Source organism: Xanthomonas sp. BRIP62411 (genome assembly GCF_003993525.1).
Classification (GTDB): domain Bacteria; phylum Pseudomonadota; class Gammaproteobacteria; order Xanthomonadales; family Xanthomonadaceae; genus Xanthomonas; species Xanthomonas euroxanthea.
Map to the genome: position 1 here is coordinate 39,955 of NZ_QEZI01000010.1, position 16,715 is coordinate 56,669.

At 66.9% G+C, this 16,715-nt stretch carries 13 protein-coding genes; 7 read left to right on the forward strand and 6 right to left on the reverse strand.

The window, feature by feature from the left end; translation table 11 throughout:
• Positions 1-31 precede the first annotated feature (31 nt).
• Both EO139_RS07770 and EO139_RS07775 read right to left on the reverse strand, forming a co-directional pair.
• Positions 32-2,356: a S9 family peptidase gene (locus EO139_RS07770; protein ID WP_164739776.1), complete on the reverse strand. Its 2,325-nt coding sequence runs from the start codon at positions 2,354-2,356 to the stop codon at positions 32-34.
• A 160-nt stretch (positions 2,357-2,516) separates the two neighbouring features.
• Complete coding sequence (locus EO139_RS07775; RefSeq protein WP_104583720.1) at positions 2,517-3,608, reverse strand: DUF1615 domain-containing protein; 1,092 nt, start codon at positions 3,606-3,608, stop codon at positions 2,517-2,519.
• Positions 3,609-4,032: 424 nt separating this feature from the next.
• Between EO139_RS07775 and EO139_RS07780 the strand changes: the two genes are divergently transcribed.
• Entirely contained in the window at positions 4,033-5,907 is a 1,875-nt protein-coding gene (locus EO139_RS07780) for a diguanylate cyclase (protein WP_126970094.1), read from the forward strand.
• Between the two features lie 271 nt (positions 5,908-6,178).
• Positions 6,179-6,391: a hypothetical protein gene (locus EO139_RS07785; RefSeq protein WP_115676504.1), complete on the forward strand. Its 213-nt coding sequence runs from the start codon at positions 6,179-6,181 to the stop codon at positions 6,389-6,391.
• Between the two features lie 170 nt (positions 6,392-6,561).
• Here EO139_RS07785 and EO139_RS07790 read toward each other — a convergent pair whose 3' ends face one another.
• Positions 6,562-7,116: a hypothetical protein gene (locus EO139_RS07790; protein ID WP_241235932.1), complete on the reverse strand. Its 555-nt coding sequence runs from the start codon at positions 7,114-7,116 to the stop codon at positions 6,562-6,564.
• A 200-nt stretch (positions 7,117-7,316) separates the two neighbouring features.
• The gene (locus tag EO139_RS07795; protein WP_126970096.1) at positions 7,317-8,168 is read right to left on the reverse strand and encodes an SAM-dependent methyltransferase; all 852 of its coding nucleotides are present in this window, start codon (positions 8,166-8,168) and stop codon (positions 7,317-7,319) included.
• Between the two features lie 315 nt (positions 8,169-8,483).
• Here EO139_RS07795 and EO139_RS07800 point away from each other — a divergent pair, with 315 nt between their 5' ends.
• On the forward strand, positions 8,484-9,359 hold the full coding sequence (locus EO139_RS07800; RefSeq protein ID WP_046345616.1) for a DMT family transporter: 876 nt from the start codon (positions 8,484-8,486) through the stop codon (positions 9,357-9,359).
• A 129-nt stretch (positions 9,360-9,488) separates the two neighbouring features.
• On the opposite strand, the gene EO139_RS07805 is transcribed toward EO139_RS07800, so the two are convergent.
• Positions 9,489-10,289: a transporter substrate-binding domain-containing protein gene (locus tag EO139_RS07805; protein ID WP_126970098.1), complete on the reverse strand. Its 801-nt coding sequence runs from the start codon at positions 10,287-10,289 to the stop codon at positions 9,489-9,491.
• A gap of 358 nt (positions 10,290-10,647) precedes the next feature.
• On the opposite strand from EO139_RS07805, the gene EO139_RS07810 reads away from it, so the two are divergent.
• From EO139_RS07810 to EO139_RS07820, 3 genes are all read left to right on the forward strand, one after another.
• Positions 10,648-10,863, forward strand: a complete 216-nt coding sequence (locus tag EO139_RS07810; RefSeq protein WP_104583725.1) for a hypothetical protein — start codon at positions 10,648-10,650, stop codon at positions 10,861-10,863.
• A 329-nt stretch (positions 10,864-11,192) separates the two neighbouring features.
• A complete protein-coding gene (gene cycA, locus EO139_RS07815) occupies positions 11,193-12,569 on the forward strand; it encodes a D-serine/D-alanine/glycine transporter (RefSeq protein ID WP_126970100.1) in 1,377 nt (458 codons plus the stop codon).
• A 186-nt stretch (positions 12,570-12,755) separates the two neighbouring features.
• On the forward strand, positions 12,756-13,667 hold the full coding sequence (locus EO139_RS07820; RefSeq protein ID WP_126970102.1) for a CorA family divalent cation transporter: 912 nt from the start codon (positions 12,756-12,758) through the stop codon (positions 13,665-13,667).
• A 713-nt stretch (positions 13,668-14,380) separates the two neighbouring features.
• Here EO139_RS07820 and EO139_RS07825 read toward each other — a convergent pair.
• Positions 14,381-15,076 (reverse strand): AIM24 family protein, encoded by a 696-nt coding sequence (locus tag EO139_RS07825; RefSeq protein ID WP_104583728.1) that lies wholly within the window; start codon positions 15,074-15,076, stop codon positions 14,381-14,383.
• A gap of 534 nt (positions 15,077-15,610) precedes the next feature.
• On the opposite strand from EO139_RS07825, the gene EO139_RS07830 reads away from it, so the two are divergent.
• The gene (locus EO139_RS07830; RefSeq protein WP_126970104.1) at positions 15,611-16,570 is read left to right on the forward strand and encodes an arabinan endo-1,5-alpha-L-arabinosidase; all 960 of its coding nucleotides are present in this window, start codon (positions 15,611-15,613) and stop codon (positions 16,568-16,570) included.
• The last annotated feature ends 145 nt before the right edge of the window (positions 16,571-16,715 follow it).

The following is a 16,715-nucleotide window of genomic DNA, read 5'->3' on the forward strand; positions in this document are numbered from 1 at the left end:
CGATGGCCGACGATGCCGCTTGCAGCGTCGCCTATTTTTCCGGCATCGGCTTCATCTGATACTGCGCCGGCGGGGTGGCGCCGAGCAGGTGCTGCACGAAGTAGTCCCAGCGGCGGCGGGCGACGTAGGGGGTGAGCTCGCCGTAGCCGTGTTTGGCGTTGGGCAGCATCAGCATGTCGAAGTCCTTGTTGGCCTTGATCAGCGCATCGGCGACCAGCAAGGTCAGATACGGCGGCACGTTGTCGTCCAGCGTGCCGTGCACCAGCATCAGCTTGCCCTTGAGCTTGCTGGCGCGGGTGGCGTTGGCCTGGTCATCGTAGTTGGAGGTCCCGTCCTTGTTGACGATGTGCTCGCCGTGATACTTCTCGGCCCAGTCGTCCTCGTAGCCGCGGTTGTCGTGGTTGCCGCTTTCCGACCACGCCACCTTGAACAGCTCCGGGTAGCGCAGCATCGCGGCGGTGGACGCATTGCCGCCACCCGAATGCCCCCAGATGCCGACGCGGCTGGTATCGAACCACCGGTAGCGCTGGCCGAGCTCCTTCACCGCGGCCACCTGGTCGGGCAGGGTGTTGTCGCCCATGTTGGCGTACCAGGTGTCGTGGAAGGTCTTGGAGCGCCACGGCGTGCCCATGCCATCGATGGCGATCACGATGAAGCCCAGTTCGGCCAGCGACTGGTTGTCGCCATGGCCGGCCAGGAAGCTGCGGCCGCGCACCGAGCCGGTCTGCGGGCCGGGGTAGACGTAGTCGATTACCGGGTACTTGCGTGCGGGATCGAAATTCGTCGGCTTGAACATCAGGCCATACAGCGTGGTCTTGCCATCGCGTGCCTTGACCGTGATCGGCTCCGGCGGCACCCAGCCGGCGGCCTTCAGGCGGCTGATGTCGGCGGTGGCGATGGTGCTGAGCGTGCGACCGTCGGCGGCATCGCGCAGCACGCTTACCGGCGGCGTGACCGAGGTGGAATAGGTGTCGACGAAGCGCTTGCCATCGGGCGACAGCGCGATGCTGTGGTCGGCGACCTCGGGCGTGAGCAGTACCGGCTCGCCGCCGTCCAGGCTCACCTTCCACAGCTGCTGGTAATACGGATCCACGCCCGGCGTGCGGCCTACGCCGACAAACCATGCAGTGCGCGTCACCGGGTCCACGCGCAGCAATTCGGTGACGTTGCCTTCGCCGCTGGTGATCGCGCGCTTGGGTTTGCCGGTGGCCAGGTCGTAGAGATACAGCTGGCCCCAGTCGCTGCGCTCGGAGAACCACACCGCCTCGTTGCTGCCGGGCAGGTAGGCCCAGTTGGCGGCGACCTGGCCACTTTCGTAATAGGTCTTGGCGGTTTCGTCGAAGGCAGTGCGCACGGCGCCGGTGCCGGCATCGGCGATGCGCAGCCAGACCTGCTTGTGGAAGCGCGAGGTCGAGGCGAACGCCAGGGTCTTGCTGTCCGGCGCCCATTTCACATCGTCCCACAGGCCCGGCGAGCAGCTGACGTCGTCGCACAGCGTGGAGCGGTGCTGGTCCGCTGGCATCTTCAGCCGCACCACGCTGGCACTGGGCACGTCGATGATCACGCGCTCGATCGTGGTCACGTCCTTGTCGCCGGCCAGCGGGTACTTCCACGACTGCAGTTCCGGATGCCCAAGCTTGGTGCTGACCAGGTACATGTCGCCGGTCTTGCGCTGATCCTGCTGGAAGGTGGCGATCTTGCGCGAGTCCGGCGACCACGCAACGATGGCGTTGTCGCTGTGCTGCCAGCCGGCGTTGTCGGTGGCGTAGCCGAAGTTTTCCACGCCATCGCGGGTGAGCTGGGTTTCCTGGCCGCTGGCCAGATCACGCACCCACAGGTTCCAGTTGCGGATGAACGCTTCGCTGCGCTTGTCCGGCGACAGCACGCCCGGTTCGGGCTTGTCCTTCGCATACAGCTTGCTGCAGCGCGCACGGGCGTCGCAGACCACCGCGGTGTCGCGCACGTTGAGGCGGTAGCGGCCATCGGCGCCGAGGCTGACCTTGGGCGCCAGGGTGGCGGCCTTGAGCGGCTTGTCACCGGTCTTGAGCAGGGTGTTGAGCGCGGTGGCCAGCGCCGCGGGCTTGAACAGCGGCGCGGTCTTGCCGGTGGCGGTGTCCAGCTGCAGCAGGCGGTCGCCCTTGGCATCGTGGTCGACGTAGACCACATGGGTGGCATCCAGCCAGGTCACGCGCGTGGGCGCATGGTCGACCAGGGGCTGCGCGGCGTAGTAGATCAGGCGCTCGGCACGGGCGTAGTCGGCCTCGGTCACGCCCGGTGCCTGCGCGCTGGCCACCGCGGGCAGCAGGGCGGTCATCAGGGCAGCGAGCAGGTGGCGCAACGGCAACGGTGTGGGCATGTGGACCTCATCAAAAGGGTGCGCGCCGACAACGGCGGTGCAACCTCGCATGCTACGTGTGCGGGCGGGGCATGCGACCCTGCCAAACGTCGTGCCTTGCCGTGGAACGAAGATGCCAGGCGTGGCGCCCCAGGTGCCGCTCGCCCTGCGGCACCGGCGACTACTTGCCCATACACCGCTTCCAGCGCGCGTTGACCCGCTGCGCGAACCAGGCGGTGGTGAGGGTGCGGGTGATCTTGGGGCTGTCCAGGGTGATGCCGGGCAGTACCGCCCGTGGCAGCGGTTTGCCGGCGCTACGCTCGGCCAGCGCGAACACCTGGCGATACAGCTCGGTGTCCTGGAAATCGATGGAGTTACCGGCCTCCAGGGCACGGCGGAGCTGACGGTCACTCATCGCCAGCTGGCTGCCCAGGGCGCGTGCGGCGCGTTCGGTGGCGCCGGGCGCATCCAGGCTGGCGCCGGGCGTCAGCAGGTCGCCGTCCAGGGTCAATGCGATCCCGCTGGCCTTGCTCAGCGCTGCCTGGAACGCGGCATTGCGGCTGGCGTACCAGCCGGCGTTGAAGTCGGCAAAGCGGTACAGCAGCGCGTCGTAACTGGCGGGGTAGCCGAGCAGGTGCCGGGTGCCGAACCACAGCCCGCCGCGACGGCTGAAGACCTCGTGGCGGATCGAGTCGCCAGGCGGATACGGATAGCGCTCGGCGTGCTGCTCGGCAAACGCGATGCTGACCTGCATCGGCCCGGCGGTATGCACCGGATTGAGCCCGTCGAACAGGCGCGCGCCCAGCGGCACGCTGCCGGTGAAGTCTTCGAAGATGCGGCTCAGCTCCTGTTCGGTGCGCGCGCTGGCAATGCGCGTGGCATAGCTGCGGCCATCGGGCGAGGCGATGCGCAAGGCGGCATCGACCATGAAGCCGGGGATGTGATGCGCGCTGGCGCGGCGGTCGATCTCCGCGCGCGAAATCCTGCCGAGATTGGGCACGACCGGGTTGGCCTGGTAGGTCGATTCCTGCTCGGTCACCGCCAGCACCGCGCAGATGTCCTCGGCGCTGGTGTCCAGCCCCTGCGAGGACAGCGCCACGTACACATCGTCGGCCCAGCCGGCGCGATCGGTCAGCGTGGTCGGCAGGCGCCGGGCGATGTCGGCCTTGACCGCGTCCGGCGAGCGCTGTGGCGCGCGCGGCGCCTGGGTGGCGCAGGCCGACAGCAAGGCGACGGCAAGCAGCGTGAGCAGGCGGGGCAGGCGGGATGTCACGGCGTCTCCAGGATCGATGGGGGCGGTGCGGCAGTTTACGTGGCTGTCGCCGGGCCGCATCCGGCGATGTGCAGCAGGGCGGCTGCGGCAAGCCTGCCGGGTCGCAGGCGTTTCGCAACGCGCCCGGCCGCCGGTCGCCACCGGCACGAGCTGCAGGCCGATTCAAGCCCGCAGCCCGCAGGCCGCTAACGATCCTGGCGCAATGCGTGGCGATCACATGACCTGCCGCGCTCGCCAGTCATCATGACCGTGTGTTTGCATCGCGGCGTCAGGCAGACGCCGACGTCGCTCCGATTCCACCGCCAGCCAGCCAGCCACGGGAGAGCTTCAGTGCTGCAGCAACCAGCAAACCCGATACGGGGCGGGCGGCATGTCCCGTCCACGGCAGCCATGCGGTGTGGCTTGTCGTCGCCGTGAGGGCCCGATGAGCGGCGCGACGCCGCGCTGGCGGCGCATGGTCGTTGCGATGGCCGCGATGCTGTGCAGTGCGACGCTGTGGGCGCAGCCGCAGCCATGGAAGCGCATCGAAACCGCCACGATCGACGACCCCAGGGCCGCCCTGCAGGTCGCCCAGGCCGCGTTGCAGCGTGCCCGCAGCGATGGCGATGCCGACGCGCAGTTCTGGGCCTTGCTGGCGCAGGCGCGTGTGCTGATTTCCCTGGAAGAGAGCGAGCGCCGTCAGGCGGCCCTGGCCCAGGCGCGTGCGATGTTGACGAACGTGCGTGGCAACACGGCGCAGGCGCAGCTGTGGCTGGCGATCGTGCAGGCGCTCAGCGATGTGCGCGAGAGTCCCAACCGCGGCATGCTGGCGCGGCTGGAAGCGCTGCGTCAGCAGGCGCGTGCGCTGGGGCGCAACGATCTTCTGTGCGAGGTCGAGGCGGTCGACATGTGGAGCATGCTCGCCTCCGGCAGCAGCGACGAGGCCTGGAACGCCGCACAGGCCAGCTACCAGTGCGCAGTGCGCGAACACAGCCTGGGCCTGGAGCTGGATGCCTTGACCCAGCTCGGCTCGCTGGCCAGCCGCGTGGGTGGCCGCTCGACCGAGGACAACGACGCCGAAGACTACCTGCAGCGCGCCCTGGAGCGCCTGCGCGGCCAGCCGGCACGCTTTCAGCGCAGCCTGATCGAATACGAGTACGGCACGTCGCTGGCAGCGCAGCAGCCGGACGCGGCGTTGCTGCATTTCAAGCGCGCGCTGGCGCTCAGTCGCGAGCTGGGCGATCAGGCCGGCGTGGCCGCGGCATTGACCAGCGGCAGCGAGGTCCTGATCGAAGCCGGCGATGCCAGCGCGGCATTGGCAATGGCGCGCGAGGCACTGCCGTTGATGCAACGCCAGGGCAATGTCGGCCGGGTGGCCGCCTGCCATGCGGTGTTGCTGCAGGCATTGACCGCGCTCAAGTCCGGCAGCCTCGGCGTGGAGATCGTCGCGGCCAAGGCGGCGGACGACCCCCACCTGTCGCTGGGACGGCGCGCGAAGCTGCTCGATGCCATTGCCCAGGCACTGGCGGCGGAGGGGCGCCATGCCGAGGCATACCAGGAACTGCAACGCGCCAACACGCTGCGTGCGCAGAGCCTGGATCGCCAGCGCGACACCGTGATGCTGCGCCTGCAGGCGCGTTACGAAGACGCGCGCCGTGGCGCCGAAACTGCCGAGCTGCGCCGGCGCAGCGAGACCGCGCAACTGGCCTTGCAGGCCCGCGAAGCCGGTCAACGCGCCCTGTGGATCGCCCTATGTGCGGCCTGCCTGTTGTTGCTGGGTGCGTTGGTGGTGCTGGCCTTCGGTGCGTGCCATCGGCGGCAACTCTCGCGGCTGGCGATGCGCGACGAGCTCACCGGCCTGCCCAACCGCCGCGCCATTCGCGCCGAGGCGCAGCAGCAGGTCGAGCAATCGGTGCGCTCGCAGGTGCCGTGCATGCTGGCATTGATCGACCTGGACCACTTCAAGCTGATCAACGACGTGCACGGGCATGCTGCCGGCGATGCCGTGCTCAAGGCGCTTGCCTGCGCCTCCGGGCTGGCGCTGCGGACGCAGGACCGCCTGGGGCGGCTAGGCGGGGAGGAATTCCTGCTGGTGCTGCCGGGCTGCAGCGCAGAAGAGATTCCTGCCGTGTTTACGCGGCTGCGTAATGCCGTGGCCGCGATCGAGATCGCCGGCCTGCCCACCGACCAGCCGGTGCGCTTCTGCATGGGCGCGGTGAGCGTGACTGCAGGAACCGGCCTGGATGTGCTGCTGGGGCAGGCCGATCTTGCCCTGTACGCCGCCAAGACCGCCGGGCGCGATCAGTGGGCGGTATGTTGACGCGTGGATGAGGGCGCCTGCGGCCTGGCTGCCGCAGCGCTCGCTGATGCACCGAGTGCAGTGCGCGCGGTGGTGCGTGGCAGCGGTCACCAGGCTCTGCCCGCGACCGCCCGACACCCATGGGCGTACACTGCGCCGCCTCCAGCGAAGCGATGCCTGCGTGAAGAAAAAGCGGCCCAAATCACCGCCACCTGCGCCAGCGCCCGCAGCGTCCCGGATCCATGAATGGATCATCGGCGGGGGGGCCGTTGTCGTGGCGATCGCCTGCTGCATGCGGCTGTGGCTGTTGCTGGAGGCGATCGTCACGGGGCGCTATATCAGCGTCATCCGCGGCCGGCCGACCAGGATCTTCCATGCGGATGCAGACCCGCAGCGGTTCTGGATCGCCATCGGCTGGGATGCGTTACTGACCAGTGTGCCGTTGGCGGTCATCGCCTGGTTCGCCTACGTTGTCTGGACCGCGCACAGACGCGGCCGGCGATGACCTGCGCGGTGCTCCACGGCATGCGCAACTGCGGTGCCACACTGTCGACGACGACGCGGCTGCGCAGGCGTGCGGCGAGCCGCTGGTCAGTACACGGTGTTGATCAGCAAACGGGTCATAAGGCGGTGGCAACCGCCTGCGCCGATCGACACCTGCGCGTCATGCGGCAATCAGGGCTGCGTTTGCTTTTGCTTGCGCGATGGCGTCTGCGTCTCGCGCTTGGGCCAGGTGTCGTAGCTGTAGACGAACTGCTTCTGATCGGCGCCCACGGTGGGGTCGCAGGGCCAGGAGTTGGCGACGCTGCCGGGTTCCAGCACGCCATCCACCTCGCGCACGGCCTGCGCTTCGAATGCGCAGATCGGCCCGTACAGCTTGATGTCCCAGTCCGGCTCCGCGCGGGGGTGGGCGTGTTGCACGAGCACGATATCGCTGCCGTTGAAGTGATGCACCTGGGCGCCATGCTCGCGATTGATGCTGAAGTAGCACGGCGCGCCGATGTCCAGCGGGAGCACTTCATCATCGCGCAGCAGCGCGCACTTGCCGGCGTGTTCGCCCAGGCGAATCGTGCGCCCGGCCAGGATGGCGGTGGTGACCGGATGGCGGGCGGTGACGTCGGACATGGGTTGCGACGGTGACGGTGTTTGCGGCGCGGTCTGCGCGTGTGCCGGCGCGCCGGTCATCACCACCAGCGCGGTCAACAACCAGGTCGTAAAGTGGAGGTGCATGCAACGTCCTTGTCGTGGGCAGTGCAGTATCGCAGATCCATTTGCAGGCCTGATGCCGGTGGCAGACGCGATGCGCTCCGCGCATGACTAGCCGATACTCGACGCGGCCTGTGTCTGCTGTAACGCAGCTTGGCGCACAGCATCGCCGGATGGCTGGCTGCTGTTGACCGCGCGTTTCAGTTGCCGCAAGACGCGTGCGATCAGCGCCGCGCCGGCAGCGTCGCCAGCACGCCATCCAGCGCCAGCTGCGTGCTGAAACCGGCCTTGCTCAAGCGTTTGCTTACCTCGTTGGGCACATCGCGCCCGCTGGTGAGCCGGTTGGGCGCGCCGGTGTAATGGAACAGGCGCCCGCCACGCCGCAACACCCGCGCCAGCTGGTTGTAGAACAGCTGCGAGTACAGCTCGCCGGCGATGCCGAAACGCGGCGGGTCATGCAGGATGGCGTCGAACGCACCGTCAGCCAGCGTGGCGATGTGCTGCGAGATATCCGCCTGGGTCAGCTGCAGACGCCCGCCGTGGGCGGCATCGTCCGGATCCGGCGACCACGGATTGAGCGTGCGCAGCCACAGCACGTCGGCATTCTTCTCGAACGACTGCAGCTGCGCCACCCCGGCCTCCAGGCAGCAGGCGGCGAAGTAGCCCAGCCCGCCACAGGTATCCAGCACGACCTTGCCGCGCGGATCGACCAGCGCCACCTTGCGCCGCGCATCCTCGAACGGCGACAGCTGCGCCGAGGGCAGCATCTTGATGCCATCGATCTCGAAGGTCGGCGCGCCCCATTCGGTGGGGACCAGCTTGATCAACGCGCCGCCGAAGCGCGAGATCGGGGCGAAGTCATCCCCGTCCCAGAAGTACAGCGTGCGCTCCTTGAGCTTGCCCGGATACGGGTAACCCCGGCCACGCCACTGCCAGGTCTGCGCGTCCAGCTGCGCGATGCCGGTACTGCGGCCCAGGTCCAGCGAGCCGGTCCATTGGGTCAGGCCACTGCCGCGCGCGGCAAGCAGTGCCTGGGCATCGGAGCAGGTGAGGAGTGGGCCGGAGTAGTGGGGCACGGGTCGCTGGTCTGGGGTCGGCGCGCGTGACGCGCGTCGCCATTACAAGGGATGGACCGGCATCGTAACCGACCCACCGCGCGTGGGCATCCAATGCATGACCCGCACGCCGACGGGGCGGCGCAGCGGCCATTCCTGCAACGCGGTGGCCAGCCCGGCCGTGTGCGGCAGTGCCGGTGGCAGTGCATGAGCGCCCGTGCCCGGAGACCTGCGCCGATTCCTCTGGCGCACGCCGCACCGCATACTGCGCACTGCCCCGTCGACATGGTGTCCGATTGGCGCCAACCGTGGAGGATCGGCAATGGAGGATCGGCAATGCTGAAGGGTGTGTTGTTGGGGTTTGCCTGCTATGCGGCCTATTCGATCAGCGATGCGTTCGTGAAGCTGCTGGAAGGCACGCTGCCGGTCTACGAAGTGCTGTTTCTCGGCGCCTTGCTGATGCTGGTGGCCGTGCCATTCCTGAAGAAGCCGGACGACCGGTTGCGCGAACTGGTGATGGCCAAGCAACCCAGCCTGTGGTTGTTGCGTGCGCTTACCGGCGCCATCGGCAATCTGACCTCGGTGATTGCGTTCACCACCTTGCCGATGGCCGAGGCATTCGCGCTGATCTTCCTGATGCCGATCTTCGTCACCGTGCTGTCGGTGGTGTTCCTCAAGGAAGAGGTGCACTGGCGGCGCTGGTCGGCGGTGATCGTGGGCTTCATCGGCGTGTTGATCGTGCTGCGCCCGGGCTTTCGCCATCTCACCCATGGGCATGTGGCCGCGATCGTGTGCGGCCTGGTCGGCGCCATCTCGGTCATCACCCTGCGCATGGCCGGCCACAGCGAAAAACGCCTGACCCTGTACGGCGCCGGGGTGATCGGCCCGTTGGTGATGGGCGGGATCATGATGTTGCCGACCTTTGTCTGGCCCACGCTGTCTCAGTGGGGCCTGTTGGCGGGCTATGGCCTGCTTGCCGGCCTGGCGGCGATCTGCCTGATGTATGCCACGCGCATGGCGCCGGTGAGTGTGGTTGCGCCAACGCAATACAGCCAGATGCTGTGGGCGATCGCCTTCGGCTACCTGCTGTTCCACGACCACCTGGACTGGCCGATGGCGGTCGGCATCGCGCTGATTCTGGGCGCCGGGCTGTTCACGCTGATCCGCGAAGAGCAGGTCTCGCGGTGGTGGCGGCGGACCAAGATTGTTTGAGGGCGGCACTGTGCGCCGCGGGAATCGGGAATGGGGAATGGGGAATCGGAGGGGCGCTATATCGAAATGTCGCGATGCGCTTGATGCTGTTGCGATTCCCGATTCCCGATTCCCGATTCCCGATTCCCGTTACGGCGCCGTCGTGGATTCCTTGCGCGGTGCACGCCAGGTTTCGACGATGCGCGCGTACTCGCCGCTGGCCTTGCTCAGGTGCAGCCACTGATCGACATAGGCTTTCCAGGCGTGATCGTTGCGCGGTAGCAGGAAGGCCTTTTCGCCGTATTGCAGTGGCTGCTCCGGTGCGACCGCGCACAGGCCGGGCAGGCGTGCCTGCTGGTGGAGCGCTTCGGAGGCGTCGGTGATCATCACGTCCGCGCGCTGCGCCAGCAGCTCCTGGAAGATGGTGGTGTTGTCGGCGAACAGGCGCAGGCTTGCGCGCGGCAACTGGTGGCGTGCGAAGGCCTCGTTGGTGCCGCCCGGTGGTTCGATCACGCGCACCTCGGGTCGATTGAGTTGCGCGATGCTGCGGTAGCGCGCCTGGTCGGCGCAGCGCACCAGCGGAATCTTGCCGTCCACGTCCAGCATCGTGCTGAAACTGGCCTGGCGCTGCCGTTGCAAAGTGACCGAAATGCCGCCGACGGCGATGTCGCAGCGATTGGCGAGCAGGTCGGGCATCAGTTGCGGCCAGCTGGTGCGGACGAACTCCACGCGCGCGTCCAGGCTGCCGGCCAGCGATTGCGCCAGGGTGATATCGCTGCCTTCGAACTGCCCGTCGGCGCGCAGCAGCGAGTAAGGACGATAGTCGCCGGTGGTGCAGACCCGCAGCACGCCCGACTGCAGCACCGCATCCAGGCGCGAGGCAGGCTCGGGCTCGGCCGCGTGGGCGATGCCGCAGCTCAGCAGCACTACAAGGCAGATGCGATGGCGCATGGCGTGGCCTCGAGGGAGTGCGGCCATGATAGTCGCGGTCGGCACGACGTGGTCGAGTACGGCTCAGGCGGACAGGCCGATCTCAGGCGGATGCGCAAACGCTTGCTGTTCAGGACGGCGAGGACGCAGCGGCGCTGGCACGCAGACTGCCTTGGCGATAGACATCGCCCTTTGTCTTTTGGTCGCAAAGTGCCAGGTGCCAGGTGCGGGCGCCAGGTGCCAAGTGGGTGAGCCGTGTCGACACGCGTCAGCCTGCCGGCGTCAACGGTATGTCAGTACGATCCCTCTCGGGATCACGGTGCGGTAGCGCTGCGATGCGCACTGTCGGGGCTCCATTCGAACCCGCCGGAGCCACCCCATGCAGCTCAATCCACGCACTGCGCGTCCGATGACCATCGCCAATGCCGGTCTGTCGGCACACGGCACCCCCGACCCGGATACCAATGAAGACGAGATCCCGCTGGAAGAGCAGACGCCGCAGCAAGGCGGTTTGCGCGAGGAGGTGGGCGACCTGGAAGAAGATGACGATCAGGCCTTGCCAGGCCGAGTTGGCGGTGGGCTTGCGGGTGGGTAATACGGGTGGGTAATCGCGGCTAAGCTCGATCAGTCACCTGGTAAGCGCGGCCGCCACCGGGATTCTTTCAGCGTCGGTCGTTGCAATGCGCAGGTGCCAGGCAAATGGCGATGACGCTCGGGGCGTGGGGTGCGCGCATCGACGGGGCTGCGATTCCTCGATGAGAGCAGTGCCGGACGTGCGGATATCTGGCGCACCAGGATGGGGCAAGCCGGCCACCTGCGCCGGCGCCCGCAGTGGCCTACCCGGCGCGGCGACGCAAACCGCTGGTGTGCGCTGCCGCGATCTCGTATTTTTGACGGCTTGTTCACTTGCCGGTGCCGTGCCCCATGTCTGATCCGTCCGCGCCCGATCATCTGCAACGTAGTCTCTCCAATCGCCACCTGCAGCTGATCGCCATCGGTGGCGCGATCGGCACCGGGCTGTTCATGGGCTCGGGCAAGACGATCAGCCTGGCCGGCCCGTCGATCCTGTTCGTGTATCTGATCATCGGCGCGACGCTGTTCTTCGTGATGCGCGCGATGGGCGAACTGCTGCTGTCCAACCTGGAGTACAAGTCGTTCATCGACTTCTCCACCGACCTGCTCGGGCCGTGGGCGGGGTTCTTCTGCGGGTGGACGTACTGGTTCTGCTGGATCATCACCGCCATCGCCGATGTCATTGCGATCGCCGCCTATGCGCAGTTCTGGTTTCCGGGGCTGGCGCCGTGGATCCCCGCCATTCTCTGCGTGCTGTTGCTGCTGAGCCTGAACCTGGTGACGGTCAAGTTGTTCGGCGAGATGGAGTTCTGGTTCGCGCTGATCAAGATCATCGCCATCTGCGCGCTGATCATCACCGGCGCCGGGCTGGTGGCCTGGGGCTTCCGTTCGCCGTCGGGCAACGTGGCCTCGCTGTCGAACCTGTGGAACGACGGCGGCATGTTCCCGATGGGCATTGGCGGGTTCTTTGCCGGGTTCCAGATCGCGGTATTCGCCTTCGTCGGCATCGAGTTGGTCGGCACCACCGCTGCGGAAACCGCAGACCCGCGCCGCAACCTGCCCAAGGCGATCAACTCGATCCCGGTGCGCATTTTGATCTTCTACGTGCTGGCGCTGGTCGCGATCATGGCGGTGACGCCGTGGCGGCAGGTGGTGGCCGACAAGAGCCCGTTCGTGGAGCTGTTCGTGCTGGCCGGGGTGCCGGCGGCCGCGAGCCTGATCAACTTCGTGGTGCTGACCTCGGCCACCTCCTCGGCCAACAGCGGCATCTTCTCCACCAGCCGCATGCTCTACGGCCTGGCCGAGGAGCAGCACGCGCCCAAGGGCTTTGCCAAGCTCTCGCGTGCGGCGGTGCCGGCACGTGGCCTGCTGTTCTCCTGCCTGTGCCTGTTGCTGGGCGCGATGCTGGTGTATCTGATCCCCAACCTGGTCACCGCGTTCACGCTGGTCACCACCTTGTCGGCGGTGCTCTTCATGTTCGTGTGGTCGTTGATCCTGTGCGCCTACATCGCGTACCGGCGCAAGCGGCCCGAGCAGCACGCGGCCTCGGCGTTCAAGATGCCCGGTGGCGTGTTGATGTGCTACGTGTGCCTGGCGTTCTTCGCCTTCGTCATCGTGCTGCTGACCTTGCAGGCCGATACGCGCCAGGCGCTGCTGGCCAGCCCGGTGTGGTTCCTGATCCTGGCGATCGGCTATGCGGTGAAGCGGCAGCAGGCGCGCAGCGGCTGAGCGCTCGCACGGGCCGAACACATCCACCGAGACATCCTCAAGGCCCCGCATTGCGGGGCCTTGGCGTGTGTGGCTGCACGGCGCCGAGATAAAGGCCACTGGCAGCTAAGCGCGTTGTGCGCGTGACGTTGACGTGGATCGGATGGAACGGGATGCTCGCCGCCATCCATCGCCACGGCCCATCGCATGATCACCACGCACCCGATCGCCACAACGCAGCACACGCAAGGGTGCTGGGTCGACCTGTGCCAGGCCAGCGCGCAGGAGCTGGCGCAGGCCGCAGACACGGTGGGGTTTGCGCTGCTGGATCGCGCGGCGATCGGCGAGATCGAATTCTCCAGCCGGGTGCGGCGCCAGGGCGAGGTGCTGTTTCTCAACGTGCCGCGCTTCCAGGACGACGATGGCCCGACCGCGCCGCTGGGCTTTGCGCTGTCGCCGACCATGCTGGTGACCCTGCGCGAGCAGCACATGGGTTCGCTGGATGCAGTAGCGGCGCAGCTGCAACATGACCCCTGCCATAGCGCCGACGATCTGCTGCTGCGCATCTTCGACCAGCTGGTGGGGCGGCTGGCAGACCGGCTGGAATCGCTGGAAGCCGAGGTCACCGACACCACCCGCCAGGTGTTCGACAACCCGCACAAGACCAAGGACCTGGAGCGCATGCTGCATCAGGTCGGTGGCATGGGGCGGCGTCTGGGCGGCCTGCACAATGCCGGGCAGGGACTGCTGCGCCTGGTCACCTATCTGGACGGCACTGCGCCGGACTGGTTCGGCGCCGATGCGGCCAAGCGCATCGGCTTGCTGCACAAGGACCTGACCACCCTGAGCGAGTTCCAGCAGCACATGGACGACCGCATCGAGTTCCTGCTCGACAGCGTGCTGGGCATGATCAACATGGACCAGAACAACGTGATGAAGGTGATGGCGGTGGCGTCGGTGGTCGGCATTCCGCCAACGGTGCTGGTCGGCATCTGGGGCATGAACTTCGCCTACATGCCCGAGCTCAAATGGCACGATGCCTACTACTGGGCGCTGGGCGTGATCGTGCTGAGCATGGTGGTTCCGCTGGCGTGGTTTCGCAAACGTGGCTGGGTGTAACGCATCAGAGCCATAAACCCGTAGGAGCGCACCCGGGCGCGACATGGCGTTACCGGTAAGTCCCTCGCGCCCGGGTGCGCTCCTACGACGTGCCGCCAACGCATCATCTGGTGTGCACGACTCGCGACCACGCACTGCCAAGCCAGTGCAATTCGGTAGCTGTGCAGCGCGCGCCAAACTACCGGAAACCCGTAGGAGCGCACCCGGGCGCGACATGGCGTTACCGGTAAGTCCCTCGCGCCTGGGTGCGCTCCTACGACGTGCCGCCAGCGCATCATCTGGTGTGCACGACTCGCGACCACGTACTGCCAAGCCAGTGCAATTCGGTAGCTGCGCAGCGCGCGCCAAACTACTGGAAACCCGTAGGAGCGCACCTGGGCGCGACGTGCTGTTACCGGTAAGGCCCTCGCGCCCGGGTGCGCTCCTACGACGTGCCGCCAGCGCATCATCTGGTGTGCACGACTCGCGACCACGCACTGCCAAGCCAGCGCAATTCGGTAGCGGTGCAGCGCGCGCCAAACTGCCGGAAACCCGTAGGAGCGCACCCGGGCGCGACGCGGCGTTACCGGTAAGGCCCTCGCGCCCAGGTGCGCTCCTACAGGGGCTGGGGTGCGCAGCTGTCACTGCGCACCGTGTCGTGACTGGAAAACTGCCTAGCTGGGTAGCGTGCGCCCAGGCGATGCGCCTTGCTGATTGCTACGGGGCGGGCTGGATCAGCCCTTGGCCTGGAAGCTGGCCTCTTCGTACGGCTGCACCACCACCCAGCCTTCGCCGGCAAAGCGCATCTGCAGGCTCTCGCCCGAGCCGCGGCCGAACAGCGTGCCGATCGACACGTCGGTCACCAGCTCCGGGCTCAGCGTGCCCGACCAGGCCACGGTGGCATTGGGGTCGGTAAACACCGGGCCGCTGGCGGCGGTGACCGGCAGGGTCAGCGGCTCGTAGTGCGAGGTGATCGCCACGATGCCGTGGCCGCTCAGGCGCACGTTGAACAGGCCGCCGGACAGCATGCCGGCCACCTTGCGCATCATCGTGATCTTGTGTTCGACGCCGGATTCGAAGGCCAGCACGTCGTTGCCGTTGACGAAGATCGCCTCGCCATTCAAGCGCAGCAAGGTCACCAGCTTGCCGAGGTCGGCCAGATACACCCGGCCCTGGCCTTCGGCCTTCATCAGCTGCATGCCTTCGCCGCTGACGGCCTTCTTCAGCAGGTTGCCCAGGCCCTGTTCCAGCAGTCCCTCGCGGGTGAACTTGACGTTGCCGGTACGCGCGACCATGGCGCCGGCCTTGGACCACACCATGCCGTTGAGGCGCACTTCCAGCAGGTGCGGGTTTTCCAGTTCGAACGGATCGGGGCTGACGTCCTTTTCCTTGGAATGGGCGAGAAATTCGTTGAGCGTGCGTACGGCCATGGGTCCATCCCGATGCGTGAAAGAGTGCGCATGATACGCGGCAGGCTGGTGTCTTCGAAGCGTACTGGTGTGCGAGTCGCTTTGCGTCTGCACAGATGGCGCGCTGATGTTGCGGCGCACATGGTGCGCAGTCAGCGCGTCGCGCGCGATGACAGCCACAAGCTGGCGACCATCCATTAGGGTCTGTGCGTCATGGCGAAGTGGTGCTGTAGCTTTTTGCAGCGTCATGGATGCAGGTTGTCATCGACGCACTGCACGACGATGAAGAGATAACGCCGATACGCCACTGGTGCAGTGACACTGTGCGCGCCACGCTCCGGCGTATGCAATCTCGGCTGCGTTACACAGTTCGGCACGAAGGCACGTCGCAAATAAAACAACCGCCCGGCCTGCGCCGTGCTTCTGAGATCGGCGTCGGATTCGTGGCATTGCTGCCGGGCTAGATTGCTCCTGCAGAAAACGTCTTTACGTTGTTCAAGGAGCGGGGCGATGCGCGTTGTTGGTGGTAGTCGAGTAGAAGGGGGCTGGTCTGGAATGTCGCTGCGTGGTGACGCGATCGCGTCGTGGTTGGCCCTGGCCGCTGCTGCCACTGGCTTGCACAGCGCACCCGCGCACGCGGCCGTGGGGCCGGGCGTGGTGAGCGGCGACACCATCGTGCACGATCCGTCGATGCTCAAGCTGAGCGACGGGCGTTACTACATCTATGCCACCACCGGCGTGGTCACCAGTACCGACCGGACCAAGTTCAGCAATGCGGGTGCGATCTTCAGCAGCATGCCGAGCTGGGTACGCAGCTACAACCCGGACAACCAGCTGTGGGCGCCGGATGTGTCCTTCCATGGCGGGAAGTATCTGATGTATTACACCGCCTCCAGATTCGCCACCAATACCTCGGCGATTGCGCTTGCCAGCAGCAGCACCGGCAAGCCTGGCTCGTGGAAGGATCAAGGCATCGTCTATACCTCCAGGAGCAGCGACGACTACAACGCCATCGACGGCAATCTGGTGGTGGATGGCAATGGCAAGTGGTGGCTGGCGTTTGGCTCGTTCTGGTCGGGCATCAAGCTGATCCAGCTCGATCCCGGCACCGGCAAGCAGCTGTCCGGCAACACGACGCGCTACAGCCTGGCAAGCCGGCCGTCCCCGGGCGCGGTGGAGGCGCCTTTCATCCAGCAGGCCAATGGCTGGTACTACCTGTTCGTGTCGTTCGATGCGTGCTGCAAGGGCGCCAGCAGCACCTACAAGATTGCGGTGGGGCGTGCGCGCTCGGTGACCGGGCCGTATCTGGATCGCGCCGGGGTGGACATGCGCAACGGCGGCGTCACGGTGATCCAGTCCGGGTTGGGCAGCATGCATGGGCCGGGCGGGCAATCGGTGTTCCGCGATGGCGACGGCGACATCCTGGTCTACCACTACTACGACGACCGCGGCGACGCGCGCCTGGGTATCAACCGGCTGGGTTATGACGGCAGCGCATGGCCGGTATTGCAGTAGCAGCAGTCAATGGAGCACGCTGCGGCGCCTTGCAATGACGCAACGATCCGGCGATGCGTGTCGGAGTGATCGGCCGGCGCTGCCGACTGATCGACATGCGATGCCGCCAGCGGATGCCGGGCAGTGCCCGGCAGCGCTGGTGCAC